The sequence below is a fragment of the Thermogemmatispora sp. genome (assembly GCF_019683635.1).
GTDB lineage: Bacteria > Chloroflexota > Ktedonobacteria > Ktedonobacterales > Ktedonobacteraceae > Thermogemmatispora.
Genome location: NZ_JADGIA010000004.1, coordinates 13,499 through 39,377, shown reverse-complemented (window position 1 = coordinate 39,377; position 25,879 = coordinate 13,499). Strand labels below are relative to the sequence as shown.

Annotated in this window: 17 protein-coding genes and 1 pseudogene; 8 read left to right on the top strand and 10 right to left on the bottom strand. The window is 60.4% G+C overall.

All coding sequences use genetic code 11. The annotated features are described in order from the left end of the window. The first annotated feature begins 89 nt into the window (after positions 1-89). The 3 genes from IRZ31_RS01150 to IRZ31_RS01140 all read left to right on the top strand — a co-directional run bounded on the left by IRZ31_RS01150 (position 90) and on the right by IRZ31_RS01140 (position 3,799). A complete protein-coding gene (locus tag IRZ31_RS01150) occupies positions 90-1,277 on the top strand; it encodes a DUF2851 family protein (protein WP_297148641.1) in 1,188 nt (395 codons plus the stop codon). Next, the gene (locus IRZ31_RS01145) at positions 1,274-2,086 is read left to right on the top strand and encodes a pseudouridine synthase (protein ID WP_297148638.1); all 813 of its coding nucleotides are present in this window, start codon (positions 1,274-1,276) and stop codon (positions 2,084-2,086) included. The genes IRZ31_RS01150 and IRZ31_RS01145 overlap by 4 nt, the downstream gene beginning before the upstream one ends. A gap of 243 nt (positions 2,087-2,329) precedes the next feature. After that, on the top strand, positions 2,330-3,799 hold the full coding sequence (locus IRZ31_RS01140; RefSeq protein WP_297148635.1) for an ATP-binding protein: 1,470 nt from the start codon (positions 2,330-2,332) through the stop codon (positions 3,797-3,799). Between the two features lie 153 nt (positions 3,800-3,952). Here the strand turns inward: IRZ31_RS01140 and IRZ31_RS01135 are convergent, their stop codons facing one another. The 5 genes and pseudogenes from IRZ31_RS01135 to IRZ31_RS21310 all read right to left on the bottom strand — a co-directional run. Next, positions 3,953-6,544: a bifunctional (p)ppGpp synthetase/guanosine-3',5'-bis(diphosphate) 3'-pyrophosphohydrolase gene (locus tag IRZ31_RS01135; protein WP_297148632.1), complete on the bottom strand. Its 2,592-nt coding sequence runs from the start codon at positions 6,542-6,544 to the stop codon at positions 3,953-3,955. A 521-nt stretch (positions 6,545-7,065) separates the two neighbouring features. Then, positions 7,066-9,696, bottom strand: a complete 2,631-nt coding sequence (locus IRZ31_RS01130) for a bifunctional (p)ppGpp synthetase/guanosine-3',5'-bis(diphosphate) 3'-pyrophosphohydrolase (RefSeq protein ID WP_297148629.1) — start codon at positions 9,694-9,696, stop codon at positions 7,066-7,068. Between the two features lie 442 nt (positions 9,697-10,138). Beyond that, entirely contained in the window at positions 10,139-10,258 is a 120-nt protein-coding gene (locus IRZ31_RS21320) for a CxxC-x17-CxxC domain-containing protein (RefSeq protein ID WP_363325621.1), read from the bottom strand. A gap of 16 nt (positions 10,259-10,274) precedes the next feature. After that, positions 10,275-10,334, bottom strand: a complete 60-nt coding sequence (locus IRZ31_RS21315) for a PTPA-CTERM sorting domain-containing protein (protein WP_363325620.1) — start codon at positions 10,332-10,334, stop codon at positions 10,275-10,277. Further along, positions 10,313-10,447 (bottom strand): annotated as a pseudogene (locus IRZ31_RS21310) (zinc-ribbon domain-containing protein); the annotation flags it as partial. The gene IRZ31_RS21315 and the pseudogene IRZ31_RS21310, both read right to left, overlap by 22 nt. A 559-nt stretch (positions 10,448-11,006) precedes the next feature. On the opposite strand from IRZ31_RS21310, the gene tgt reads away from it, so the two are divergent. Together tgt and IRZ31_RS01115 are read left to right on the top strand one after the other, a co-directional pair. Continuing rightward, entirely contained in the window at positions 11,007-12,245 is a 1,239-nt protein-coding gene (gene tgt, locus IRZ31_RS01120; protein WP_297148624.1) for a tRNA guanosine(34) transglycosylase Tgt, read from the top strand. Between the two features lie 32 nt (positions 12,246-12,277). Next, positions 12,278-13,096 carry a biotin/lipoate A/B protein ligase family protein gene (locus IRZ31_RS01115; protein WP_297148622.1) on the top strand — a complete coding sequence of 273 codons (819 nt, stop codon included), beginning with the start codon at positions 12,278-12,280 and terminating at the stop codon, positions 13,094-13,096. 23 nt (positions 13,097-13,119) lie between these two features. Here the strand turns inward: IRZ31_RS01115 and IRZ31_RS01110 are convergent, their stop codons facing one another. Then, positions 13,120-13,989, bottom strand: coding sequence for a hypothetical protein (locus IRZ31_RS01110; protein WP_297148619.1), 870 nt, complete (start codon positions 13,987-13,989; stop codon positions 13,120-13,122). 103 nt (positions 13,990-14,092) lie between these two features. Next, a complete protein-coding gene (locus tag IRZ31_RS01105) occupies positions 14,093-15,001 on the bottom strand; it encodes a DUF488 domain-containing protein (RefSeq protein ID WP_297148686.1) in 909 nt (302 codons plus the stop codon). A 359-nt stretch (positions 15,002-15,360) separates the two neighbouring features. On the opposite strand from IRZ31_RS01105, the gene IRZ31_RS01100 reads away from it, so the two are divergent. Together IRZ31_RS01100 and IRZ31_RS01095 are read left to right on the top strand one after the other, a co-directional pair. Beyond that, positions 15,361-16,158, top strand: coding sequence for a glycosyltransferase family 2 protein (locus IRZ31_RS01100; protein ID WP_297148617.1), 798 nt, complete (start codon positions 15,361-15,363; stop codon positions 16,156-16,158). A gap of 36 nt (positions 16,159-16,194) precedes the next feature. After that, positions 16,195-19,587: a glycosyltransferase gene (locus IRZ31_RS01095; protein ID WP_297148615.1), complete on the top strand. Its 3,393-nt coding sequence runs from the start codon at positions 16,195-16,197 to the stop codon at positions 19,585-19,587. 30 nt (positions 19,588-19,617) lie between these two features. Here the strand turns inward: IRZ31_RS01095 and IRZ31_RS01090 are convergent, their stop codons facing one another. Continuing rightward, entirely contained in the window at positions 19,618-20,358 is a 741-nt protein-coding gene (locus IRZ31_RS01090; protein ID WP_297148612.1) for a ribonuclease Z, read from the bottom strand. 68 nt (positions 20,359-20,426) lie between these two features. Here IRZ31_RS01090 and IRZ31_RS01085 point away from each other — a divergent pair, with 68 nt between their 5' ends. Beyond that, positions 20,427-22,469 (top strand): serine/threonine-protein kinase, encoded by a 2,043-nt coding sequence (locus IRZ31_RS01085; RefSeq protein ID WP_297148610.1) that lies wholly within the window; start codon positions 20,427-20,429, stop codon positions 22,467-22,469. 127 nt (positions 22,470-22,596) lie between these two features. Here the strand turns inward: IRZ31_RS01085 and IRZ31_RS01080 are convergent, their stop codons facing one another. Next, positions 22,597-23,196 carry a hypothetical protein gene (locus IRZ31_RS01080; RefSeq protein WP_297148608.1) on the bottom strand — a complete coding sequence of 200 codons (600 nt, stop codon included), beginning with the start codon at positions 23,194-23,196 and terminating at the stop codon, positions 22,597-22,599. Between the two features lie 210 nt (positions 23,197-23,406). Next, positions 23,407-25,788, bottom strand: coding sequence for a transglycosylase domain-containing protein (locus IRZ31_RS01075; protein WP_297148606.1), 2,382 nt, complete (start codon positions 25,786-25,788; stop codon positions 23,407-23,409). Positions 25,789-25,879 lie beyond the last annotated feature (91 nt).

Here is a 25,879-nt window from a genome sequence, read left to right as displayed (position 1 = left end):
CGCAAGCTACCCCCAGAGGAGAAGAGAACAAGTGGAGGAGAGGCAGGGTTGTTATGCACGAGGATGAGAGGCGGCGAAAAAAGGAATTCATGGGATCGAAGAGAGGAACAAGCGGTTCGCAGGCTGCCGCCAAGGGCCAGGCCCCAGATCCAGGCAGCGACTTGAGCGAGGATGAGGTGGCGCGTCGCTGGTGGGCACTCCAGCCCGGGGCCTTGCTCCCGTTGAGTCAGGGCGGTTCGCTGCTCTTGCTCTTTCCCGGGCGACCCGGTGGCCGCTGCGGACCGGATGTTCGCGACGCCGTCCTGCACGATGGAGAGCAGGAGCTGGTCGGCGATGTCGAGCTGCACGTGCGTGCCAGCGATTGGCAGACGCATGGTCACCATCGCGACACGCGCTACAACGACGTGATTCTCCACGTCGTGCTGATCTACGATCAAGCCATGCCCCCACGGCGTCAGGACGGCAGCCTCGTTCTCGTCTGCTCTCTCTACGATGCAGTGATCACCCCTGCCGATCTGCAACTGTTCCCTCTGGCCGCCGATGGCTCTCCAGCGCGCTGGCCCTGTCAGCGTCTCTGGCCTGAGATGACAGCGGAGGAGCGCGTACGCCTCCTGACCCTGGCCGGTATTCTGCGCTTTGAAGAGAAAGCCGCCCGCTTTGTGGCAGCCCTGCGTCAGGCCGAAGCCCGAGATCCCTTCTCTGCCTACGACGTTTGCCTGATCACAGCGCTGGCTGAGGGCCTGGGCTACGGGCGCGATCGTCGCTTTTTCCGCGCCTGTGGTCAGCGTCTGCTTGGTTTCACAGCGGCGCTGCCCGAGCCAGAAGGACGAGCGTCGAAACCGCCTCCGCTGGATGCGGCGCGCCTCCAGACCCTGGGCCTGCTGGTAGCCCGCTGGTCTACGACGGGTGCCTGGGCGAGGCTGCAGGCTGCCCTGAGCATCGAGAAGCCCAAACAGGCAATCGCCGAGCTGCGGGCCGCCCTGGCCCCTCTCAGCAGTGCGCGCAGCGATATTCTCATCTGCAACGTTGTCTTGCCCTTTGCCTACGCTGTCGCCCTGATCGAGGGGAACGAGGCTCTTGCTCACCAGGCCCGGCAGCTCTATCACTCGTATCCAGCCCTGCCGTCCAACCAGGTCACACGGGCTATGTCTCGACAGCTCCTGCTACCCGCCGAGCCGCGGCTCGCCTGTCAACAACAGGGCCTACACCATATCTATCAAGAAACCTGCCGCGCTAAACGCTGCGGCATCTGCATGGCAGGAAAGAAGTCGCTATGAGCGCATCGACAGGCACAGAGCGCCTCGCTCGCTTTCTGGCCCACGCCGGCGTTGCCTCGCGTCGCCACGCTGAAGCTCTCATCTTCAGCGGGCGAGTGCAGGTCAATGGAGAGACCGTGACCACGCCGGCGACACGCATCGATCCCGAGCGAGACAGGATTACCGTTGATGGTCGGCCCATCCAGGCGCCGGAGCGCCATCTCTATCTCATGCTCCACAAGCCAGCGGGCTACGTCAGCACCGTGAGTGACCCCCAGGGACGGCCCACAGTGCTTGATCTGCTGCCCAAGGAGCTGCGCCACCTGCGCCTTTATCCCGTGGGGCGGCTCGACCTGGAGACCACCGGCTTGCTGCTGCTGACCAACGACGGCGAGTTTGCGCTGCAGATGACCCATCCACGCTTCGCACCGGAGAAACGCTATCGCGCACTCGTGCGGGGCCATCCCTCCCCCAACACCCTGGAACAGCTCCGCCAGGGAGTGATGATCAAGGAAGACGATGGCCGCCTCTACCGCACCGCCCCCGTTGGCATACAGCAGCTACACCGAACCGCCGCCGGCACGTGGCTAGAGCTACGTCTGCATGAGGGGCGAAAACGGCAGATACGGCGCATGCTGGCCAGCGTCGGCCATCCCGTTCTGGAGCTGCAACGGGTCGCGATTGGCCCCCTGACTCTGGGTGACTTACCGCCCGGCGCCTGGCGCCCGCTGACTGAGGCCGAAATCGCTGCCCTCCGCTCTCCGAAGAGCCAGACCGCTTCTTCCAGTGCAGCACCATCTCCGGCCAAGCCCAAAAAAGGCCGCTCCTAGTCAGCCACCCTGGCGTCTGATTGCTCCCGGGGAGAGCGGAGGACAACAGCGAATCTTCTCCGCCGATGGCTACCCACTGCTCGTCATAGAAGCTTCCTCTTACATAGGAAGACATAGCTTGTATCCCCTGGGTATGGTAAGAGCAAGAGCACAGCAAACTACAACAACGGCCATGCCGTCGTACCAACCTCACCAGCGAGCGTGCCTGCTCTTCACCACAGCCCTGATCGAGAGAGACCTCCCATGCTCAGAGCGGAGCGGCTTCTAGAGATCATCGAGCGCCTCCAACGCCAGCCCGAGGGAGAAGGACGACGTTTGCTTCTCGACTTTCTGCGCCAGGGTAGCGCTGCCCAGCGCAGCCTGCTCTTCCTCTGCGAAGAAGACACCCAGCATCTGCGCCTGCTGGCAAGCAGTGGCCGCCCGCCTTCGCGTTCTCCTGCTCACAGCCACAGCCAGCGTCAGGCTGGTACCACCGATCTTATTCCACTGAGTGGCATCTTCGGCAGCGTCATGCGCGCACAAGCCCCGCGCTTCATCTCCTCTATCCAGCAAGAGCCGCAGGCTCTGCCCAGCGAGCGCTACTGGAGCGGCGCCGCTGGGAGCCTGCTCCTCTGCCCTCTTGGGCAAGCTGGCCAGCCTGCCAGCGGTCTCCTGGTCCTCTGCTTCACCCGCCGCCAGGGCAGCCAATTAGCCACTCAAAGTGATCCTGTGACCCTGCTCAAGAGTAACCTCTTTCAGCTTTGCCTGTCGCTGCTTGTACGCTACCTCCCCGCCGTTTCGTCCCCAACAGTGGCAGTCGCTTATGAGCAGGCGACCGAGAGCCGTCCCCATAGACGACGAAGCGGCGCAGCGGTAGCCGCTGCTGCGCCCAGACCCTTACCGCCCTCAGAAACGGCCATCGAAGAAGAACGAGCGCGCCTGGCCCACACTCTCCACGACAGCCTGGCTCAGGAGCTAGCGCACATCCTTCACCAGCTAGAGGCCGCAAGCCGCTGGCTGGAGAGCCAGCCAGAGGAAGCCAGGCACGCCCTGACCGAAGCCCAACAGCAACTGCGCCAGAGCCTGGAGGGCCTACGCGAAACCATTGCCACCCTGGCCCCCGCACCGCTCGGCGAGGTCAGCTTTGAGCTGGCCCTGCACTCGCTACTGGAAGACTTCCAGCGAGCCGAGCCGTCCATCGTCCTGGAAGAAAGGATAGAGCAGCCGCTTGCCATCCCTCACCATCTCGAACCAACGGTCTTCCACCTCGTGCAAGAGGCACTCAATAATGTACGCAAACATGCGCAGGCCAGCCGTGTCATTATCAGGATACAGCATCAGGATGGAACACTCGTTGTGAGGATCGAAGATAACGGGAAGGGCTTTACGCCAGAGCAACGCGAGCGTGGCCTACAGCACCAGCTGGGACTCTACTTGATGCGCGAGCGCGTCCAGCGGGCCGGCGGCAGTCTAACGATCCAGAGCGCCCCCCGGCAAGGCACACGCCTCGAAGCGCGCTTTCCCCAGGGGAGCGCCGACTCGCCACTCACGCCGCGCGAGCGCCAGATACTGCAGCTGCTCAGCACCGGAGCCAGCAACCAGGCCATCGCTCGGCAGCTTGCCCTCAGCGTTGAGACTGTCAAAGCAGACATTCAGGCCATCAAGCGCAAGCTCAAAGCTCGCAATCGGACTCAGGCGATAGTCAGCGCCCTGCGTCTCCATTGGTTGGAGTAGACGACGTATCCTCGCCCCGGGGAAGAGTTACCAGGGAGATGGCTGAAGAAGAGCAACCACAGCGAGCAGTTGCCTCGCATTCACCAGCGATGGCAGCTCAGCCAGCCGAAGCTCAACGTCGCGAGCGTCAGCGGGGGCGGCGCGGCCTCAACCCTAGTGCCTGCGGCTACGCTTCAAATCGCGCCCTACCTGCAATACATCCTTTACTCGTTCAAGGCGAGCAATGATACGCTGGAGCTGCTCCAGGTTCTCGATCTCCAGCGTCGCATTGACCACCGCCAGCTCACGCGAGCCGTTGGTATGAGTAGACAAAGCAGCCATATTGATGCCCAGCTCGGCGATGGCTCCGGCAATATCGCGCATCAGGCCCGGGCGATCGCGGGCCGTCACCACGATCGGGGCCAGATAGTGCGACTGCTCCACGCCGGCCCAGCTCACCGTAATCAAGCGCTCGCTGCTATGCTCGCGGTAGCGGGCGATATTGGGGCAATCGGCCCGATGTACAATCACACCGCGGCCACGGCTAATAAAGCCCACGATAGCATCGCCAGGCAGAGGGCAGCAGCAGTTTGCCAGGCGTGTCAGCAGGCCAGTGACCCCATCGACATAGAGATTGACCGCTGGAGCCTCCTTCGTACTGCTCGTTGACAGCAGCGGCTCCTCCTCCTGGTGAGCGCCATTCTCACGCTCACGTCCATCGCGGTCGCGGATCTGCAGATACTCGCCCAGGCGTACCGCCACCCAGTGCTGGCGGATCTTATCGCTGCCAATAGCCGCCAGCAGATCCTCAAAGGAAGCCAGGCGCGGCTCCCGCTGCTCGCGCTGAGCGTTGTACTCCTCCAGCAAACGATCCTGCAGATCCTCCGTCAGCACCTCCAGTCCGCGGACGCCGAGGGCCTTCAGCTCGCGATCCAGGCGTTCCCGTCCAATCTGGATATTGATATCGCGCTCGTGGGCCTTCAGATAACGGCGAATATGGCTGCGAGCCGTGGCTGTGCGCGCAAAATTGAGCCAGTCGCGGCTCGGATGAGCCGTGCGGCTTGTTGTAATATCGACGATCTCCCCATTCTTCAGCTCGTAGTCAAGGGGAACCATGCGCGCTACCAGCCGCTCGCTCTCGCCATCGCCGATCTCCGTAATGATGCGTGCACCGGCGCAGTGGTTACCAATCTCGCTATGGATGCGATAAGCGAAATCGATCGGCGTCGAGCCAACTGGCAGATCCTTAACCTCGCCCTTGGGAGTAAAGACAAAGATCTGCTCAGAGAACGGATCGCTGCGCGACCTCTCTGGTGGCTCAGGCTCGCCGCTCTGCGAAGCCCGCAGCTCGCGCTGCCACTCAGCCAGCTGGCGTAGCCAGGTCAACAGCTCCTTGGCTGAAGGAGAAGCGTGATCCCCCACATCCTTATAGTGCCAGTGCATGGCCACCCCATACTCGGCGATCTGATGCATCTCAAAGGTGCGAATCTGAATCTCCACCAACTGCTCGTCGACGCAGAAGACCGTCGTATGGAGGGCCTGATAGCCGTTCGGCTTGGGATTTGCAATATAGTCCTTAATACGGCCCTCTTTAGGCTTCCAGAGACTATGGACATGGCCCAAGGCCAGATAACAATCCTGGGTGGTCTCCACCAGGATGCGGAAGGCGATCACATCATGGATCTGATTCAGATCCAGGCCGCGCTTCAAATCCTCCAGGCTCTCTGTGCCAAGCAGGCTCGGCTGGGTCGGCAGGCCAGCGGCGCGCAGAATCTTCTTGTAGAAGCTGTAGAGGTGCTTAATGCGCCCAGAGACCTCCACATGTTTCAGGCCGATGGCCGCCATCTCGCGGCGCAGAATCTCACAGACCTTCTCCACATAGGCCCCCCACTGCTTTTTCTCGGCCTCCATCTGATCACGGACCCAGGCATATTGCACAGGCTGCAAGATCTCGAAAGCCAGGTCCTCCAGCTCGCACTCCACGCGTGACATCCCGAGGCGGCCCGCCAGCGGTGCATAGATCTCGCGCGTCTCGCGCGCCATCGTCAGCCGCTCCTGCGGGTCATACTGGAAAACCGGATCGCGCAACATACGCATCGCGTGCAGGCGATAGGCCAGTTTCAGCAGAACTACCCGCGGATCATCGGACATGGCCAGAAACATCTTGCGCACCGTCTCCGCCTGCTGATGCTGTAGCGCATCGCGGTTGCGCCGCTTACGGCTCTCGCGGCTGCTCTCCACCTCGGTACGGCCCGCAGGCAAAAGCTGAGCGCCAACATGCTTCTTGCGCTCCAGAATGTTGAGGCGCAGCATACTGCTCACCACGCGCGCCACCGGCTGCCCCAGCTCCTCAGTCACGCGCTCCAACGAGAGCAGCTCGGCATCAACCGCCTCGAAAATCAGGCCCGCGGCGACGCCGATGGCATCGATGCGCATCTCGGCCAGGATTAAGGCCACCCCCAGCGCATGTTCCAGGGGGGGCAGGGCACGCTTTCCCCTGACACCGCGACAGCGCTCCTGCGCCAGACGCAAAGCATGCTGTACCTGCTCAATCTCAGCGGGAGACATATATTCGCGGACACGAGCCAGCAAGGCTTCTGCCGCGCGCTCGTCGGGGGGCTTCTCTCCAACGGCAGTGGTCAGACCTCCGCCAGTTTCCACTTCCCCCGGCGCTCCCGCCGCAGACACGGATAAGCGCCCTCCCAACTGCCGGCCTGACTCAGGCTTGATCGTCATCTCGACCATGTGCACATTTCTATATTTCATGCAGAAAACTGCAGGATATGGTCCCGTGTAGATTCACTTATCGTTCTTCCAGGGTAGCTTTACAAGAATCGTCAGAGGCCCTGCCACCGTTCTTTTTCACCAATGTGCTCCTTCACTTGTCCCTGGCAGCATCCCGGGCCTAGAGTTCCACAGGTTCTAGCAGTACATCCTTTCAGATTATAGACCTTGCAGATAGCGTTGTCTAGCTGCCCCCACAGGCACAGACCCCCGGGAAACCCCTGTCAGCGCGGAACCAAAGCGCGATCGGTTTGGCGAACGAAGATGACATCTGCTGGACAACCCCAGGGTAAAGAGTACCATCACATCAGAGAGGAGAGAAATGGCCCGCAGCCAGCCTGTCACAGAGGCAACAGCGGCAAGCTCAGCCGCCCACGTCTGCCCGCTCAGTCAAAAGCAGGAAGTACATCGCCTGGCAACGAGGGAGAGCACCAGCAAGAGAGCGGCCACAGAGAGGCGTTCCGCTTCGCTTGCTGATCAAAGACGCTCTTTGCCTTGCCGGGTCAGCTGAGCGGCTCGGAAAGGGTACTCTCTGCGCCTGCGCGGCTATTGACTCTACCACTTTGGCCAGCCCGATGCCCCAGGTTGCGCCGCACGCTAACCACACTTTTGACCTGGAGCAAGCGTTTGAAAACGCGCTCGATCTGGTCCACCGATTGGATCTCCATCGTTGCCGTAATCACGGCCTTCTGTAAGGCCGGATTCGTCGTTGAGGAGACCGCCGTCATGTTGATGCCGGCATCACTGACCACCGCCGCAACATCGCGCAGGAGGCCAGCCCGATCACGGGCCACAATAGTGATAGGGGCTAGATAGGACTGCGTTTTGACCTGCGACCAGTCCAGAGCAAAGATCCGACCTTTGACACGCTCGCGGAAGCGCTGGAGCGTACGGCAATCCTGGCGGTGAACGATCAACCCCTTATTCGGGCTGAGAAAGCCAGCAATGGTGTCCCCCGGAAGGGGACAACAGCAATGAGCGAGGCGGGTAGCCACGCCAGGGGCCGGAGGCCTCTCGTTGGTCTGGGCCGCCGCACCCGGTGCCGGCAAACGGTGCCCATTGAGCGCTGGACCGGCGACCACAGGCAGCCCCTCGGAGTCAGATGATCCAGCGGTAGCTTCGGCCTGCCGCAGCGCCCCACGCTCGCGCAAGACCGGTAGCAGCTGCTCGACCAGGTCCTCTATTGGCAGATCTCCCCGTCCCAGCGCCACATAGAGGGCCTCCACCGACTGATACTTGCGCGCGCTCGCTAAGGGCAGCAGCTCCTCATCGCGCAGAGCCTCAAGGCCCACTGCTCCCGCCGCCTTCAGCGCCAGATCCAGCCGCTCGCGTCCAAGCTGCAGATTGATTTCGCGCTCGTGATTCTTCAGGTAGCGCTTAATCTTGGTGCGCGCGTTGGCCGTACGCACAAAGGTCAGCCAGTCGCGCGTCGGATGAATCGCCTGGTTGGTCACAATATCGACGATCTCGCCACTCTTCAGCTCATAATCCAGCGGGACCAGGCGCGTCACCAGGCGCTCGCTGTCACCCAGGCTTGTGATGATCCGGGCCCCCGCGCAGTGATCGCCGATATCCGTGTGGATACGATAGGCCATATCGACCGGGGTCGATCCGCGGGGAAGATCCTTAATTTCCCCTTTGGGGGTAAAAACAAAAATCTGCTCCTGGAAGATATCGCCCTTGACGGCCTCTATGAAATCATCGGCGCTCTGCGGCAGCTCACGCTGCCACTCGCGCAGTTGCTCGATCCAGGCGATCATCTCGCGATAGGAGAGGCGAGAGCCACCGCGCTCACGCAGGTACCAATAGCTGGCGATCCCATAGTCCGCCGTGCGCTGCATCTCGTGGGTGCGGATCTGGATCTCAGCGAGGCGATCATCGAGGCAGAAGACCGTCGTATGGAGGGACTGGTAGCCATTGACCTTGGGGGTAGCGATATAGTCCTTGATGCGCCCATCTTTTGGCCGCCAGAGAGCATGGATATGGCCCAGGGCCAGATAACAGTCGTGGTCACTATCAACGAGGATACGGAACGAGACCAGGTCATGCAGCTGACTAACCTCGCCGCCGCTCTGCAGCAACTTACGGTTGATACTGGCCAGATGCTTCTGCCAGGCCAGCACCTCGGCATGGATCTCGGCGCGGCGCATCTCCTCCTCAATGGCACTGCAGACGGCATCGACATACGGCTGACGTTTGCGCCGCTCCTCCTCGACCTCACGCGCCAGGCGCTCGTAGCGTTCCGGCTCCAGATAATAAAAGGCCAGATCTTCCAGCTCGGCCTGCACCAGGCCCATGCCCAGCCGTCGCGCCAGTGGCGCATAGATCTCGCTTGTCTCGCGGGCAATAATCTGCTGCTTGGTCGGCGGCATGGCGCTGAGCGTACGCATATTATGCAGGCGGTCGGCCAGCTTGATGACCACCACGCGCGGATCTTCCGCCATTGCCAGGAGCATCTTGCGCACCGTCTCGGAGCGCAGGCGGCTCTTGAGATCGCGCACAGCCTCCTCTGCGCGTTCGGACTCGGGGGCAGGCGTACGCGAGCCGCTCCCGGATGGGGAGCCGGACCCGGGCTTGCCGGCCAGAGCATCAAACTTTGTCACCCCGTCCACAATGGTCGCCACCGCCGGACCGAACTGGGCCCGTACCTCCTCCAAGGTATAGTCACTGTCCTCAACCACATCATGGAGTAAGGCGGCCACAATGCCATCGGCATCAATGCGCATCTGAGTCAGAATGAGCGCCACCGCCAGCGGATGCTGAATATACGGCTCGCCCGAGCGACGCCGTACCCCCATATGGGCCCGATTCGCCAGCTCGTAAGCCCGCTCGATCTTCGCCAGATCCTGTGGCGAGAGATAAGCCCGTGTCTCCGCCAGCAATTGCTCAAGGGCATCGCCCTCCAGATGCCCATCAGAGGGCTGATATGGATAGATCACCGTCCAGGTTCGCTGTCGCCGCCCTTGCCGATCCTGATCCTGACTGGCGGCATCCGGGGCTGCAGTGATGAGTGCATCGGTGTCCACGCTCATATCTGGGGAAACCATCGAGGCCACGAGTCGGCCATCAGTTCCCTCTGGCCCCATCAGGGTACCCGCCTCATGCCGGCTTCCATTTTGTTCACGTGAATCCATATCTGGGTACCCGATCCTCTGCCTGTGCGTATACTGTTCAACAAATTTAGCTGGCCGTTGAGAAATGTTAGACACCTGCCTGTGTATTACCTTGTAATTATAAGGTGCGAGGCATTACTGTCAAGCAGTCGACGGCGAGCACCCGAGCGCCGATGAACGAAGAAAAGAAAGAGACAAGGCCAAGAGCAGACCTTGGTCTTGTCCGTGAAGCAGATCAATTGCTACAATGATTCCTACGTTCCAGGATCACCTTCCCTCACAAGAGCGCGAGCCACAAGCAGAGCTGCGCAGTGGAGGGAGGTGAACAAGGGGTGCGCTATCTGTCCCCCGTCTCTCCTGCGCTCCTGGCCACCTCACAGCCTGGATGCAGGCAATGAACCTGACCTGACCTGACCTGTCCAGCTCGTCCGATCAGGGACTGATCCGCAGCGAACGTCGCCGGCTAGCGTCGCGCCACGCGCGCTTTGTCATAGCAGCTGCTGCAGTAGACAGGCCGGTCGTTGCGAGGGAGGAAGGGCACTTTGGCCTCCTGCCCGCACTCGGCGCAGATCACCGTGTGCATCTCACGTGGCGCGCGCTCACTCCGGCTGCTTCCTCCTCCTGCTGCCTGACGCCGCAAGGCCCGACAGGCCGGGCAACGCGCAGGCTGGTTCAGCAGGCCCTTTTGCTGGAAAAACTCCTGTTCCCCTGCTGTGAAGACGAATTCGTTTCCGCAATCACGGCACTTGAGAGTTTTGTCGACGAAACTCAACCAAGGACCTCCTTAGTGGTATGGTCGGTATCCTTTCAGGTCCATTTCTGGCCTCTGTCACCAGTCTGTTTGTCGCCCTGAGCAGCGTGGGACCCATGCCTGATGGCACTGTGCGCAAGACCAGTCTCGGATTACCGCTTGAAAGCATACACCAACTTTTGCTGTTTTTCAAGTGATTCTAGTCCCAATCAGTCAGCGTTTTGATATTTTTACGCGCTTTTCATGTGAAGTGGACGGCCTTACATTGGTTTCACGATGTTTCTCGCTTTGTCAAAAAGAGCCAGCGTCGCCGCCAGATAGAGCTTGCGTCGGGCGAGACGTTGCGTAAACCCTGCCAATTCGCTATACTCTCAACAGAGGAGTCGCGCCCGGCAGATAGGTGTAATGAGATTGCCCGGCTCAGGTTTCGTGTCCTCTCGCTCTACTGAGCTGATCTGAGCCGCTGCCTGGTGATTCAGGGCTTCGTCAACCCGGCCCGCTATACCCACCCGGCGGCGCTGACTTGACTGGGCCGGCCCCCTCTCATCAGGCAAGCTCGTTGTTGCAAAGGGAGTGGCCAGTGGACGCACTCGCGGCTCGTTCCAGCTCGTTTGCTTTTACGATCGACGTCGAGAATCCTCCAGCGCCGTCGGCCCCGACCTGGGCGCGCGCCTGTACGCTCCAGACCCCCCACGGGTTGATTCAGACGCCGATGTTTATGCCCGTTGGCACGCAGGCCACGGTCAAGTGTCTGACCCCCGAGGAGGTGCAGGCCGCAGGCGCGCAGATCATTCTCGCCAATACTTATCATCTGATGCTGCGCCCCGGTTCGCAGCTGATCGATAGCTTCGGCGGCTTGCACGCTTTTATGCGCTGGCCCGGTCCGATGTTGACCGATAGCGGCGGCTTCCAGGTCTTTAGTCTGGGCCACCTGCGCACGCTCACCGAGGAAGGCGTGACTTTTAAGTCGCATCTGGATGGTTCGCTGCACTTGTTGACTCCTGAGCGTGGCTTGCAGATCGAGGCCGAGCTAGGAGCCGATTTTGTCCTGCCCCTGGATATCTGTAGCGGCTATCCCTGTACGCCCCAGGAGGCTCGCGCGGCAATGGAGCGCACTCATCGCTGGGCCCTGCGCGCCCTGGAGGCCTTCACTCAGCATCCACATCGCCCAGAGCGCCCCCAGGCTCTCTTTGGTATCGTCCAAGGGGCCTTCGAGCCTGAGCTGCGCCAGGAGAGCGCTCGCTTCATTGGCTCGCTGCCATTCTTCGGCCTCTCGATCGGGGGACTGTCGGTCGGCGAGCCAAAAGCGCTGATGTGGGAGCTGCTGCGCGCGACAACGCCCGCGCTGCCCCGCGAGAAGCCACGCCATTTGCTGGGGGTCGGCTCACCCGAGGACCTGATTATGGGGATCGACCTGGGAATGGATCTGTTCGACTGCGTGTTGCCAACGCGGGTGGCACGCCACGGCGGCCTCTTTACGCGCTACGGACGGGTTAATATTAAGCGAGCCCGCTTTCGCACAGAGCATGGTCCTGTCGAGGAGGGCTGCGATTGTTATACCTGTCGCCACTATAGCGCTGCTTACCTGCACCACCTAGCGCGGGCAGAGGAGCAGCTCTACTATCGCCTGGGGAGCATTCACAATCTGCGCTTCATGCTGCGCCTGGCCGCGGAGGCACGTGCGGCGATTCTGGCCGGGACCTTTCCGGCTTTCCGTGATGCCTTCCTGGCCAGCTATGTGCCAGCCTCGGAAACGGCACGCGAGGAACAGCGAGCGAAGTGGCTGGCCCGGGCGGCTTCCCGCGCGACGTCGTCGTGAGCCTGGCTTGGAGACAAGAAGGATAGCAGCTTATGGCCGAGATGTTTCGTTTTCTCGATACCGGTGTGCGCGATGCGGCCCTGAATATGGCTATCGATGAGGCCATTCTCATTCATCATTTGCGCGGCGAGGCGCCGCCAACCTTGCGTGTTTTCCGCTGGTCACAGCCATCGATCTCGCTGGGCCGCTTTCAGAACGTAGAACGCGAGATTCTCAGCGATCTCTGCCGCGAGCGCGGTGTGGCTCTGGTGCGCCGTCCAACCGGGGGCCGCGCAGTCTATCACCGCGATGAGTTCACCTACAGCATCGTGATCAGCCGACGTTATGGGGTGCCTTCCGGAGTGGTGGCAGCTTATAGCTACCTGGCCCACGGCTTATTAGAGGCGCTGGCCTTGTTGGGCGTGCAGGCAGAGATCAGCGATGGTCGCGTGCAGAAGCATCCCTCGGCGGCCTGCTTCGCTTCTTCAACCCAGGCTGATTTGACCAGCGGTGGCTATAAGCTGGTGGGCAGCGCCCAGGTCTGGCGCGAGGATGCCCTGCTGCAGCAGGGTTCTCTGCCGCTGGACGATCGGGCAGAGGAGTTCTATGGGCTGCTGCGCTTCCCCGATGAGGCCGCCCGGGCCGAGGCTCTGGCCTTTTATCGCCAGAAGACGCAGCCGCTGCATGCTTTCGCTCCAGACGCGAGCTGGGAGCAGGTAGCAGAGGCTTTCCGTCAGGGCTTCGGTCAGGCTCTGGAGCGGGAGTTTGTGCCCGGTGAGTTGAGCCGCTCCGAGCTGGAGCTGGCCGAGCAGCTCGTGGCCGAAAAATATAGCAAGCTGGAATGGCGCAAGGAGCGCGTGACTCTGGTCTGAACTGTTGCTGCTCCTTTTTCTCTTTAGAAAAGGTTGAGCTGAATAGGGGTGGCTTTTTGCTTTTGGGACTGCTTTGGCGGATAGAAAACACCAATAATAATAAAAGGGTTAAGACTTATCCGATGGTACTGCCAAGTTGTACCCAGAAACAAATAGATATCTCTCGTTGAGCAAAACTCATCCAGATACTTGCGACGCACCAGGCGATTGGCTTCCTCTTCAACGCCCTCAGTACTCGTCAAACAGTTCCAGTACAGTGCACCAAGCTCCCAATCCTCTATTAAGAGCTTATGAGGTTTGCTATCACCTTCGCTCATGAAGACATAGGAATATTTGTAAGGCAGCTTCTTAATAGGAACTCTCCTCTTCCCCTCCCCAGAGTTGTCTTGCTCAAATAGATTGCTTTGTAGAAAGTAATCGTCCCACTTCTTTTTCCAGCGACGGCTAGTCGGCTCTATCGTGAAGTCGATGATTTCACGAGGCTTAAGCACAGCTAGCGAACGCAGCTCTGGACCTTTGGCCAAGCGAATAACCTCCGACATCGAATCGAAGACTTCCCGAAGCACATAGCTCTTGCGCTCTTCCCAGCCTTGGGGGCTAGCAGATATGTGGCCATCGAGTATGATTGGCTCGTCAAGATTAAGGCGAGGCCGATAGCTCTCTGGGCGAAAATCTTTAGCATTCTTGACGAGATTGAGCCGAATCCACTCGAATTTACGATATTGCTCTCCATAGGGAAGGCTACGGAAGGGTATCGGGTAAATGCGTATCCATCTGCCATTTTCTAGCACTCCCGCGGTACAGACCAGCTCTTCGTATTTACTGGAGGGGAGGGGATAGGCTTTGACGGCGATCAATACACGAGCATCGGGCAGGGTCTCAGGCAGATACACGCTAGAGCCTCCTTTGCGCCAGCGGGGTCGGTCCCCTCACTTCAAGCCCTGGCTGGCCACAGCCGTCTAGCCTTCCAGCACAGCCAGTGTCTGCCAGCTGCAACTAGCCAGGCTCTTGCACTTCGACAGAGACAGTTGTACTGGTTACGTGCACGATAGGAACAGTGATGTGGCCGTGCCGACGCAGGTACGCAGCCAGGACAGCACGATGGCAGTGGCCGGGATCAGCCTCAAAACAGGTCAGCGCCACTCGCCTCTTTTCAGCAATGAGAGCTGCTAGCTGCTCAATGCTCTCCTTTGCCTGCGGAAGCAGATCAGTGACATAACGAGCAAAGAGAGCGCGATACGCATCTTCGCTCTCCAGCTCTTTCCGCAGCTCGGAGGGCACCCCCAGAGCCGGGAGATGGAGATAGGCGATCCCCACCTCGTAGAGGGCCTGAGCCAGGCGCTTCCTGGCAAAGCCAAACTTGCGCGAAAATGGGTGACGTCGTACATCGACTAGAAGACGCACCTGATGGGAGAGCAACAGAGTTAGATAGGCGTCCAGGCTTAAGCCTTCGTAGCCGAGCGTGAAGAGACAGGCGCTCTCCTCTGCTTCGCCACGCCCCCCCTCCAGCGAGGGGAGAGCACTGGGCTGCCGGTGCCATCTCAGCAGCTGCAAGCCTCCACTCCGCTCAGCCATCAGGCCCCGGCCTTCCTCCCACACTTGCGACAACAAGCGGCGATCCTCCTGACGGAGCTGGGACAGGTAGGAGCCTCCTGCCACAGGAGCAAGCAGCGCCACCCGCGGCGGCGGCGTCAGATAGCGACGCAGACGCAGCGTCTGCAGGTCGTGCTCCAGAACAAAGCTGCGCCAGCGCCTCCCCCCAGGAACGAATTCATAAGGAGCCTCTCTTTGCTCGCTCCGCACACGGTCGCATAAGAGCATCAGCAGCTGCTGCGCCGCCTCCTCCTCTAGCTCTCCCTCAGCCAGTTCGGCCAGTGCTAAGATGAGCCGCTGACGATAGAGCATAGCCACGGTCGGAATCTTCCTCTCATCTGATCGTCCTTTTAGGTACTACGACGAAAAGCTGTCCGCCCAGCTACACTCTCCGGGCAAGAGTCCTACGCTCTATCTCTCAGCCCCTCTCTCATCAGCGACGATCTTGTATTAATTGATTGTACTTCATATCAAAGAGACTATGCCAGTCTTTTATGCAGAAGCAAACATTCGTCCCCTCTTATCTCCGTCTTGGTCATATTCAAATACATATTAAATTCCTCACCCGCATAATAGCTTAAGAAAGGCAAGGAAAGCTTTCTTCTACGGTGTGAAGAAAGACGGTAATAAGCACCTGTAGCCACATATCTAGAGAAAGGATATCTAGCACAATGAGCATATCGTCCCTGGCACAAAGCGACACCAAGGATACGGAGGCACCGGGCAGGGCGCAAGTCCTGTCCAATACTGAAGCCGCCGCTGTTCCACGCAGCCTCTCGATCGTGCTCTTGACGCAGAACGACGAAGCGAGCATCGAACTGGTTGTGCGCTCGCTGCTGAGCAACCTGGCAGATTGGGCCGATGACCTGGAGATTCTTGCTGTCGATCGCGGGAGCCATGATCGCACTGGCATACTGCTCGAACGCCTTGCCGCGGAGGAGCCGCGGCTGATCGTCCTACACCAGCCCGCGAGCTGCAGTTATGGCCAGGCCCTGGTCAGTGCCCTGAGCCAAACCAGCAAAGAGTTCGTCCTCCTCACGGAGGCTCAGCCTGGCTTCAATGTGGACCTCCTCAAGCGCAGCTTTGCCCTGCTGAGCGACTACGACGCAGTGCTCGGCTTTCGCCAGCGCCAGGGCTGGCAGCAGTTGACCGCGCTGCTCTGGAGCTGGCTGTTGCGCTTCACTCTGGGTCTGCGTGTGCGCGATCTCTCCTGTCCCTTTAAGCTCTATCGCGCCGAGTTTTTCCGTCAACAAGCCCTGGAGATGCAGGGGCACCTCATTAATGCCGAAATGATCCATAAATTTGTGCGCGCTGGCTACGTCTACACCGAGATCGCGATTGGCACAGAGAAAGCGAGCGAACCCGTCAGGCCGTCACTGCGGCGCAAGCTCGCCCTCTGCTGGGAAGCCCTCTGCGAGCTGAGCAACTACAGCGGTCGCTGCTATCAAGAAGAGCATGGATGTATTTGAGCAGTATTACTGGAGGAGTGTGGAGGAGAGGATTCAATGGCGTCCGGTCTTCTGACAAAAGAGTCCCCTAAATTCAGCGAGCTACAATTTCGCAACCGTGTGGCGCGCTATCGGCGCTGGCTAGAGGGCAACGTTAGCCCCAGCGCGGCGCGCAGCAACAGTCGCGAGCTTGCAGAATACCAGCGTGCGGCCTGCCGTCCGATCCTGATTCATGGCAAGGAGGTGACCGTCTTTGCACCATTCCACCCTGAGCGCGCCGCCCTGCACACCTTCAGTCGGGCGCAGCTTATGATACTGGGTGGCCTCTTGCTGATCTGGGGCAGCGCTTTGGCCTGGAAAGGGCCAGTGCTGCTGGTTGTGGCCTCGACCCTGATCACGCTGCTCTATGTTGCCCATTTGCTGCTGCAGTTCGCTATTCTGGGTACCCACCTGCTGGCCCCCGTCGAGGCCAGCGGCGATGAGGGGATCGACGAGCATCTGATCAAGGCCCTCAATAATGCTGACTGGCCCCGCTACACCATCCTGTGCCCGCTCTACCGTGAGGCCGCCGTGGTCGGCCAGATGGTGACCGCTCTGCGCGCCCTGGACTACCCCCGCGATCGTTTGGAGATCCTCCTGCTGACAGAGGAAGATGATGTGGAGACGCGTGCCGCCCTCAAGCAGCTGGCCCTCCCCGCTCACTTCCGGGTGCTCGTCGTGCCACGCGGCTATCCCCGCACCAAGGCCCGCGCCTGTAACTATGGACTGCTACACGCCCGGGGCGACTACCTGGTCATCTACGACGCCGAGGATATCCCCGATCCTTTGCAGCTGAAAAAAGCTGTGCTGACCTTCGCTCAGCACGACTACTCGCTGGCCTGCGTGCAGGCGCGTCTGAATTGCTATAATCCTTCACAAAATCTCCTGACTCGCCTCTTTACCGCTGAGTATTCCCTCTGGTTTGATCTGGTGCTGCCGGGCTTGCAACGGCTCGGTCTGCCGCTGCCGCTCGGTGGCACCTCGAACCACTTTCGCGTCTCTGTGCTGCGCGCCGTCGGCGGCTGGGACGCCTTCAATGTTACCGAGGACTGCGATCTCGGCCTGCGCCTCTTCCGACATGGCTTCAAGACCGTGATTCTCGATTCGACGACCTATGAGGAGGCTAATTCTCGCCTCAGCAACTGGCTACGCCAGCGCTCGCGCTGGATTAAAGGCTATATGCAGACCTATCTGGTCTATATGCGCCATCCCCTGGCCTATTGGCGCGAGCGGCGCCTGCGCGAACTCTGTAGCGTGCAACTGGTGATCGGCGCCAGCGCCGCCAGCCTTCTCCTGAATCCCATCGTCTGGGCGCTCTCGATCTTCTACGTCTGCACCGGTGGCCGCTACCAGGCTTTCTACCACCTGCTCTTCCCCGGCCCCATCCTCTACGCGGGCGCCTTCTGTCTGATCTTCGGCAACTTTTTCCACCTCTACCTCAACCTGCTGGCGCTGCTGCATCGCCGCTATTATGCGCTGGTGCCCTGGGCCTTGCTGATGCCCTGCTGCTGGCTGCTGGACAGCCTGGCCGCTTATCTGGCCCTCGCCGAGCTGCTGGTTCGGCCCCACTACTGGCAGAAGACACTGCACGGCTTCCACCTGCTCAAGCAGCCACAATCTATCAACCAGTTCAGCTCTACGGTGATTCCCTCGACTCCTCAGCGCGGGCCGAGCGAGATCGAGGTCGGCCTGACCCCTATTCGCTTGGGCGCTCATACCCCCTTCAAGCCACTGCGCCTGGTTTTGACACCCGAGACGACCATCCGTCCCTTGCCGCGCATTCGGCGCTCGCGTCCCCATGACCTGGGAGCACTGGTGACCTTCCTCTGCGCTTGCCTGAGCAGCATCTCGGCCTGCGTCTACTTCTTTGTCCATCAGGAGATCCTACTCTACGGAGATGCCTACGCCCACCTGCGCATCGCCCGCAGCGTCTTCGATAGCGCCACGCCCGGTCTGGCCCAGCTTGGCGGCGTCTGGCTGCCGCTGCCTCATGTGCTGATGCTGCCTTTCGTCTGGAATGACTTCCTCTGGCACTCTGGGCTAGCCGGCAGCTTTGTCTCAATGATCTGCTATATCATCGCTGCCCTCTACCTCTACCGCGGTGGCCTGCGCCTGACACGCGACCGCTGGGCCGCCTTCCTCTGTTCCCTGGTCTTCATGCTCAATCCCAATATTCTCTACCTTCAGTCGACACCGCTCACCGAATTAATCCTGATTTGCATGATGACGGTGGCCGGCTACTACTTCTTGAGCTGGGCCCAGGAGAATCGCCCGCGCTACCTGGTACTGGCGGCTGCCGGCACCTTCCTGGCAACGCTCTCCCGCTACGAAGGCTGGTCTTTCTTTGTTTGTTTGCTTCTCCTGGTCAGCCTGACCAGCCTGCTCAAGCGGCGCTCCTTCGCCGAGATCTGCGCCAATACCCTCGTTTTCGCCCTCCTGGGGGGCCTCGGCATCGCCCTCTGGCTGGCCTGGAACCGCATCATCTTTGGCGACACCTTCTTTTTCTTGCATGGCCCTTTTTCCTCTGAGATGTTGCTCTCCAGCTTCGCCCGAGCTGGCCGCTTCTATACCTATCACAATGTCAGTCTCTCGCTGCTGACCTACATGCTGCTCTCTGTGAAAACCTTCGGGCCATTTTTGCTCTTTCTCTCGCTGCTGGCCTTCATCTTCTTTCTGCTCAGTCACCGGCTGAGGCCGGAGACCCTGGCTCTGATCGCCTTCATGGCCCCCCTCGGCTTCTATGTGCTCTCGATCTATAGCGGGCAGGCGCTGATCCTGTTACCGGAGATCGGGCCGGGCCATGATCCCGGGCGCCTCTACAACGATCGGCACGGCGCGGCGGTTGTGGTGCCAGCTGCCCTGCTGTTGGCCACGTTGATGAGCAGTGGGCTGCGCCTGTTGCGGGGGCGGCTTCATCTCCTGGGGCGCCTGGCCTGCGCCGGAGCGATCTGCGGTCAGGCTTGCTTCATTGCCGCGACCGGCATTGTGACCCTGCAGGACGGCCTCTACGGGAACTCCTGCACCGGCACCCACCCGGTCAGCATCTACCTGGCCAGGCACTACAACGGCGGCCTGATCTTAGAGGACGTCTCTCCCACCAATTTCGACGTTTCGGAGGCCGGCATCAACTTCCGTAATGTGATCTACGATGGCTCGGGCCGGCTCTGGCAGCAAGCTCTGCGCAATCCAGGAGCCAGCGTCGACTGGATCGTGCTCAATCCGCGGCTTCCGGGTGATCGCGTGGCGCGAGCGCTGCCTCCGGGCAGTCCCCTGCTGCGCCAGTTCACCCTGGTGCTGATCGATTCCCGCAGCGGTATGCACCTCTACCATCACCGCGGGCGCCCGCCGCTGCCAGATCGCCCGATTCCACCGGAACTCTTAACCGCTCATCGCCTCTGTCCAAACGACTAAGGTCTCAGTGCTCGTCTGTTCGCTCGTGTGTCACTCGTCGGGCAAGGCAAAGGTCATGAGATCGCGCCCAACGATGATCAGGCCGCGATAGCCCTCGGCGCGCGCCCGCTCCTGCAGGCGGGCGGCGTCAAGCTCGCGGTAGAGATGCGAGCAGACGAGCGTCCTGACCTGGGTAGCAGCGGCCAGCTGGACGATCTCGTCATCGCTGAGATGGCCAGAGTCGATGATGGCCAGGTCCACGCCCTGCAGAAAGAGGCGCTCTTGCTCATGAAAGGAGGAGTCGCCGGTAATGGCGTAGCGCTGCCCCTGCCAGCTGAAACGCAGGCCGTGGTTGCCCGCGGGCGGCAGCTCGATGAAATCAAAGCGGTAAGGGCCGATCTGAAATGCTTCCTCTGTAATTTCGTGGACCAGAATCTGATAATGGGGCTGACGGAAGCTGTGTGGACTGAAGAGGCGCATCAGTCCATCGATCAGGCGCTGCAGTCCAGGCGGCCCGTAGAGGTGGAGGTCATGTTTACGCGGCTGCCGCCGCGACCAGGCGCCCGCATGCAGCAGGGGAATGAGATCGGAGACGTGATCGGGGTGAAAGTGCGAGATGACGATATGCTCCAGAGCGTTGGGATTGAGGCCAACTTCAGCGAGACGCTGGCTGATGCCGCGCCCGCAATCGAAGAGGATGGGCAGCCCAGCCAGGTGCAGGAGAACGCTGGAGGCCCGGCGCTCCAGCTCGATTTGACAGGTGCCCGTACCAAGCAGCATGAGATAGCTCATCGTTTGTCATCCCTCTTCTTGACAGACGAACGTTCCAGATGCTACCATGCAGGCAGATCATCGGTAGCATGCAGGACCAGCAAGCCATGCAGGGTTCCTTTCTTCTTTATTGTGACATCTGTGGCGCGGCTAATCGTCCCCAGGCCCGTTTCTGCTTCGCCTGTGGCCGTCCGCTGCAGAATGGCGCGCCTCCCTCGTTAGTGGCCGACCAGGCCCAGATCCCGACTCAGACGACCTCGGCTCCCGCCTCGCCGACTAGCACTACCACCGGTCTCCTGCCAGCCAACGTTTTGCTGCGAGGACGCTACAAGATCATCGCTCAGGTCGGGAAAGGGGGCTTCGGTGCCGTCTACCGCGCAACCGATCTACTGCTGGCCAATCGTACGCTGGCCATTAAGGAGATGAGTCAGCAGTACTTGAGTTCCAAGGAGCTGCAGGAGGCCACCGCGGCATTTCAGCACGAGGCCCTGTTGCTGGCTGGATTGATTCATCCGAATCTCCCACGTATTTACGACCACTTCTCTGAAAACGGGCGCTGGTACCTGGTGATGGACTTTATCGAAGGGGAAACGCTGGAGGAGCGCCTGAGTCAGACACCTGACAGGCGACTGCCCCTTGACGAGGTTCTGCGCCTTGGCCTTCAGCTCTGCGATGTGCTCAACTACCTGCATAGTCGCCAGCCACCTATTATCTTCCGCGACCTCAAGCCGGCGAACATCATGCTGACGGGCGATGGGCATCTCTATTTGATCGATTTCGGCATCGCGCGTCTCTTCAAGCCCGGCCAGAGCAAAGATACAACGGCTCTCGGCTCTGCTGGCTATGCCGCCCCCGAGCAGTACGGCAAGGCCCAGTCGACACCGCAAACGGACATTTACGCCCTTGGGGCTACGCTCCATCAACTGATCACCGGTCAGGACCCCTCGCTCTCTCCTTTCACCTTCGCCCCTTTTCCACAGCAGGACGCCGCACATCGTCGGCTAGAGGCACTGGTGATGCGCATGGTCCAGACAGAGGCCAGCCGCCGCCCGGGTAGCATCCAGGAGGTCAAAGCCGAACTCGAAAGCCTGCTCACCCAGCACCTGACTGTCTCAGGACGCCCGAGCGCCAGCCAGTACCGGCCCACGTGGCCCACGCCGGCCTCTGCGAGTACGGCGGTTTCCGTCGTCGCGCCTCCCACTGCCCCCCTGATCATACGCTGCCTCTATACAGGCCATCGTCGGAACAGCAGCATCTACACACTCGCCTGGTCCCCTGATGGGCGCCTTCTGGCCTCCAGTGGGGCCGATGGCAGCGTCCAGATCTGGGAGGCGCTCAGCGGGCGACTGCAACAGTGCTGCAATGGGCATCGAGGACCGGTCTACAGCCTGGCCTGGTCCCCCGACGGCCAGCGCCTTGCCTCAGCGGGACGCGATGGCACGGTGCGCCTGTGGAGCCTGAGCACAGGCGATGAACTCACCAGCTACCAGGGTCATACCTCCTACGTCTACAGCGTCGCCTGGGCGCCCGATGGCCAGTCTCTGGCCTCGGCCAGCGATGACGCTACCGTCCATGTCTGGGCCGCGGCCAGCCCCTGGGAGAGCAGCAGCTATCGCGGCCATCGACGCAGCGTCAAAGCGGTAGCCTGGTCCCCCGATGGTCAGCGCCTCGCCTCGGGGGGCAGCGATGGTCTCTTGCACATCTGGCCACGCCCTGCTAACAAAGGACGCAGCTTTCTGACCTCCTGGCTCCTCTCACGGAAAGAGATCCACTGCTACGGCCAGCAGCGGCGCATCAACGCCATCGCCTGGTCGCGCGACGGGCGCTACGTCGCCGCAGGGAAGACCGGCGGCAGCGTCGAGATCTGGGAGAGCCAACACGGCAGGCAGCAGCTCATCTATCGCCGGCACAAGGGGGTAGTCTACGCCCTCAGCTGGCGCCCCCGAGGTTCCCTGCTGGCCTCCGGCGGACGCGATGGTCAGGTCCATTGCTGGCAGGCAATGGATGGTCGGCAGCTCTTCGCCCACGACAGCCAGCAAGGTTTTATTTACTCCCTCGCCTGGTCACCTGATGGGCGCTACCTTGCCTGCGGCGGCCAGGATGGAAGCGTCTACGTCTGGGAGATCAACTAAGGACGGACGGATCAGCTCCCCTTCAGCCTGGCAAGGGCGAGGACTGGACCAGCGGAAGCCCAATTAATGGATGGCTTGGGAAAGGGAGACTCGCAGCAGGCTTGCGGCACGGTGGGCGCGAGGCGAGCTAATCCCCAACGGTTGCCCCAACCACAAAGGCATCGACGCGCGAGGCTTTGCCCCGCCAGTAGGGCACCTTGAACTTGTGTCCGCCGCTCAGGATGGTCACATCGCGCATATGGATATAGTGGTAGACAACCGGTAAGCCTTCTGGCCCATACTCCGGCTGATCGGGCGGCGGCACCAGCGCCGTATAGTACTTGCGCAGGGCATCAGCAGTATCGGGATCGTGCTCGCGGTGCGTCTCCTCATTGAGATCAATGTAGAACTGGGCATAGTGGGCAGTGCTCACCATCACCCCGAAAATGAGCAGCCCATGCATCTGCAGCATCATCTCGATCTCTAGATCATGCTGCTCCACCAGCTGAATCCACATCTGCAGCGCCACATCCTGCTCTCCGTACTCCCTCAACCAGAGCTGACGACGCTCCATGCGCGTCAGAGGGCGGAAACCGCTCTCCAGCGCCTCGTTGAGTTCCTGCTCAGCATCGGAGGATGATGAAGAGGAGGAGGCGGCAGAAGCATTGGCGTTGTTCGTGTGAGCGGCTGATGACTGAGGCTGCTGCGGGCCCTTCTTGCTCGCTTCCTGCCCGGATTCGCTACTCATAGAAACAGAAACCTCCACAATAAGCCATGTTGCAACATCCAGTACCTTACTCTGCTCTTTTTATGATATCACGATACGAGGGGAAAGAAGACAGAGAATAGCGCCGCTCCCCCCATTGAGGAGAGCGGCGCCGCCTGGGTGGGTGTTTCAGAGACGAGGACAGGAGAAACCTTCATCAGCGATGGAGGTCGCGCCCGCGCCCGCTGGCGCTCAGGAGGTCGTGGGCAGCGTGCCATCGATAAACCAATCACTCACCGTTGGCTCGCCTGGACGCGGCAAGAGACCAGTGAGAGCGGAGACCGTGCCCAGATGGACATTGGCCGGGCGGATAAAGTCCTCAGCCGGATAATGATAGCGCTGCGAAGCATACTCCATCACATCATGCCAGATGGGGCCGGCTCCCGTGATACCAATCACATTATCCATAGCACTATTATCGCTATTGCCGGCCCAAACCCCAACCGCCAGATAGGGGGTATAGCCAACGGTCCAGTTATCACGGAAAGTCTGGGTTGTACCAGTTTTGGCGGCAGCTGGGCGATCGGTCAGCTCCAGCGGGTTACCCGGACCAAACTCATGATAGCGCGAAGCCTTATCTGAGAGAATGCTGCTAATCAGGAACGAGACATCAGCTCCCAGAGCACGCACCCCATGCGGATGGGCAGCATCATAGCGATAGAGCGGGTGACCCAGGCTATCGGTAATCTCCAGGATGGAGACCGGCGGGACCCTCACCCCTTGATTGGCAAAGGTGGCATAGGCACCGGTCAGTTCCAGCAGGGAGACCTCCGCCGTTCCCAGGGCGATCGAAGGAAAGAAACACTGTTCCGGTGTCGCCTTCGGTGCATTGTAGTTCTTGCGACAGGCCTGCAGGTCGGCGGTATCGATGGAGGTAATCCCCAGACGCTTGGCCATATTCAGCACATTGTTGAAGCCGACGTACTCGACCGTCGTCACCGCCGGAATGTTAAACGAGTTCGCAATGGCGTTGCGAATCGTCATCGGAAAGGTCGTGTGAAATTTCTGATCGTAGTTATTTGGGGTATAGTAGCCAGAAGGCGAATTTGCATCTTTGGTCGGATAAATCGTGAGATGGTCCGGGACAATCATCGCCGGATACCAGCCCATCTCGAAGGCTGCAGCATAGACGATGGGCTTAAAGGCCGAGCCGGGCTGGCGCAGGGCGAGCGCCGAATTATACTGACCCTGCACCTTGGGACTCTGATTATTGAAATCGGCGCTGCCGTCCATTGCCAGAATCTCGCCCGTTGTTGGACTCATCACCACTACTGCTGCATTATTCACGTTGTTCGTTTTATACAGCGGCCCCTCATACTGCCCCAGGTAGGAGTCGTACTGCACGGTGTAGAGGCGATTGTGAACGATCTGCTCGACCTTCTTCTCCAGCGTCAGATCGAGGGTGGTGTAGACATTATACCCTCCGTCGAGTAAATTCTGGCTGCCGAGCAGAGACGTCAGCTGATCGATGACGTACTGGACAAAGTGGGGGGCCTGAATATGATGGGTCTCGCTGTAGGGCTTAAAGACAAACTTCTGGCTCTCGGCCTCGGCGGCAGCGGCCTGCTGAGCGGTAATCATTCCCAGCTCGACCATTGACTGCAGGACCACCTGCTGGCGCGCCAGGGCCGCAGGCTTATTGACCGTCGGATCATAATAGGAAGGGCTTTGCGGCAGACCGGCCAGCAGCGAGGCCTGAGCCAGATCGAGCTGGGCCACCGCTGGCTTGCAGCGCGTGGCCGTGCACTTTGGCTGCAGATTGAAGTAGTTCTCAGCCGCGGCCTCGGCGCCATAGTTCAGGTCGCCGTAGTAGACCGTGTTGAGGTACATCTCCATGATCTTCCACTTCGGATACTGCTGTGTCAGACCATAGGCCAACACGGCCTCTTCGGCTTTCACCGCCAGCGTCCGGGGCTGATTGCTGAACAGCTCGTTCTTAATGAGCTGCTGCGTAATCGTGCTGCCGCCCTGAACGACGCTCTGGCTCTGTAGATTCGAGAAGACGGCGCGCAGAATGCCCTGCAGATCAACGCCCGAGTTCTCCCAGAAGGTATGGTCCTCTGCGGCCACCGTGGCATTGATCAAGAGCGGCGAGATATCGGTATAACTGACATAAGTGCGGCGACCATGATCGGCGCTATGATCAAACAGCTCATAGAGCAGGTTGCCATTGCGATCGTAAATGCGCGTCGTCTGGAAGAGCGCATTGTTATTGGCAATATTACGCAGCAAGGGCAGCTGTGCCTCATAATAGGCGTAGACGGCACCAGCGCTACTCGAAAAGAGGGCGAGACCGAGCAGCGTGGCCACCAGGAGCATTACCGCCCAGCGCGGCGTGCGGCGCGGATAGAAACGCCTGCGCCAGCGCTTGCGCAGAAGAATGCGATTGGTGCGCCAGCGACGTAGCGGAGGCATTCCATTCCCCCCGCCCGTAGTGGGTAACGGAGCCAGGACAGGTGGCTGTCCGCTGGCTCCAGGAAGGCGACGAGCCGGCAGATGCAGCCCCGGGACCCTGGGGCTCAGCGATCCACCACGCTCGGGTCCCCCCGCGGCTTGACTCTCGTGGTAATCCATTGCTCCCTTTCTCTCCTCGGCTTGCAAGCAGATCTGATGGCGGCGAATGCACCAACGCCCTCTTCCATTTATAGAACGATCGATGTGTTTT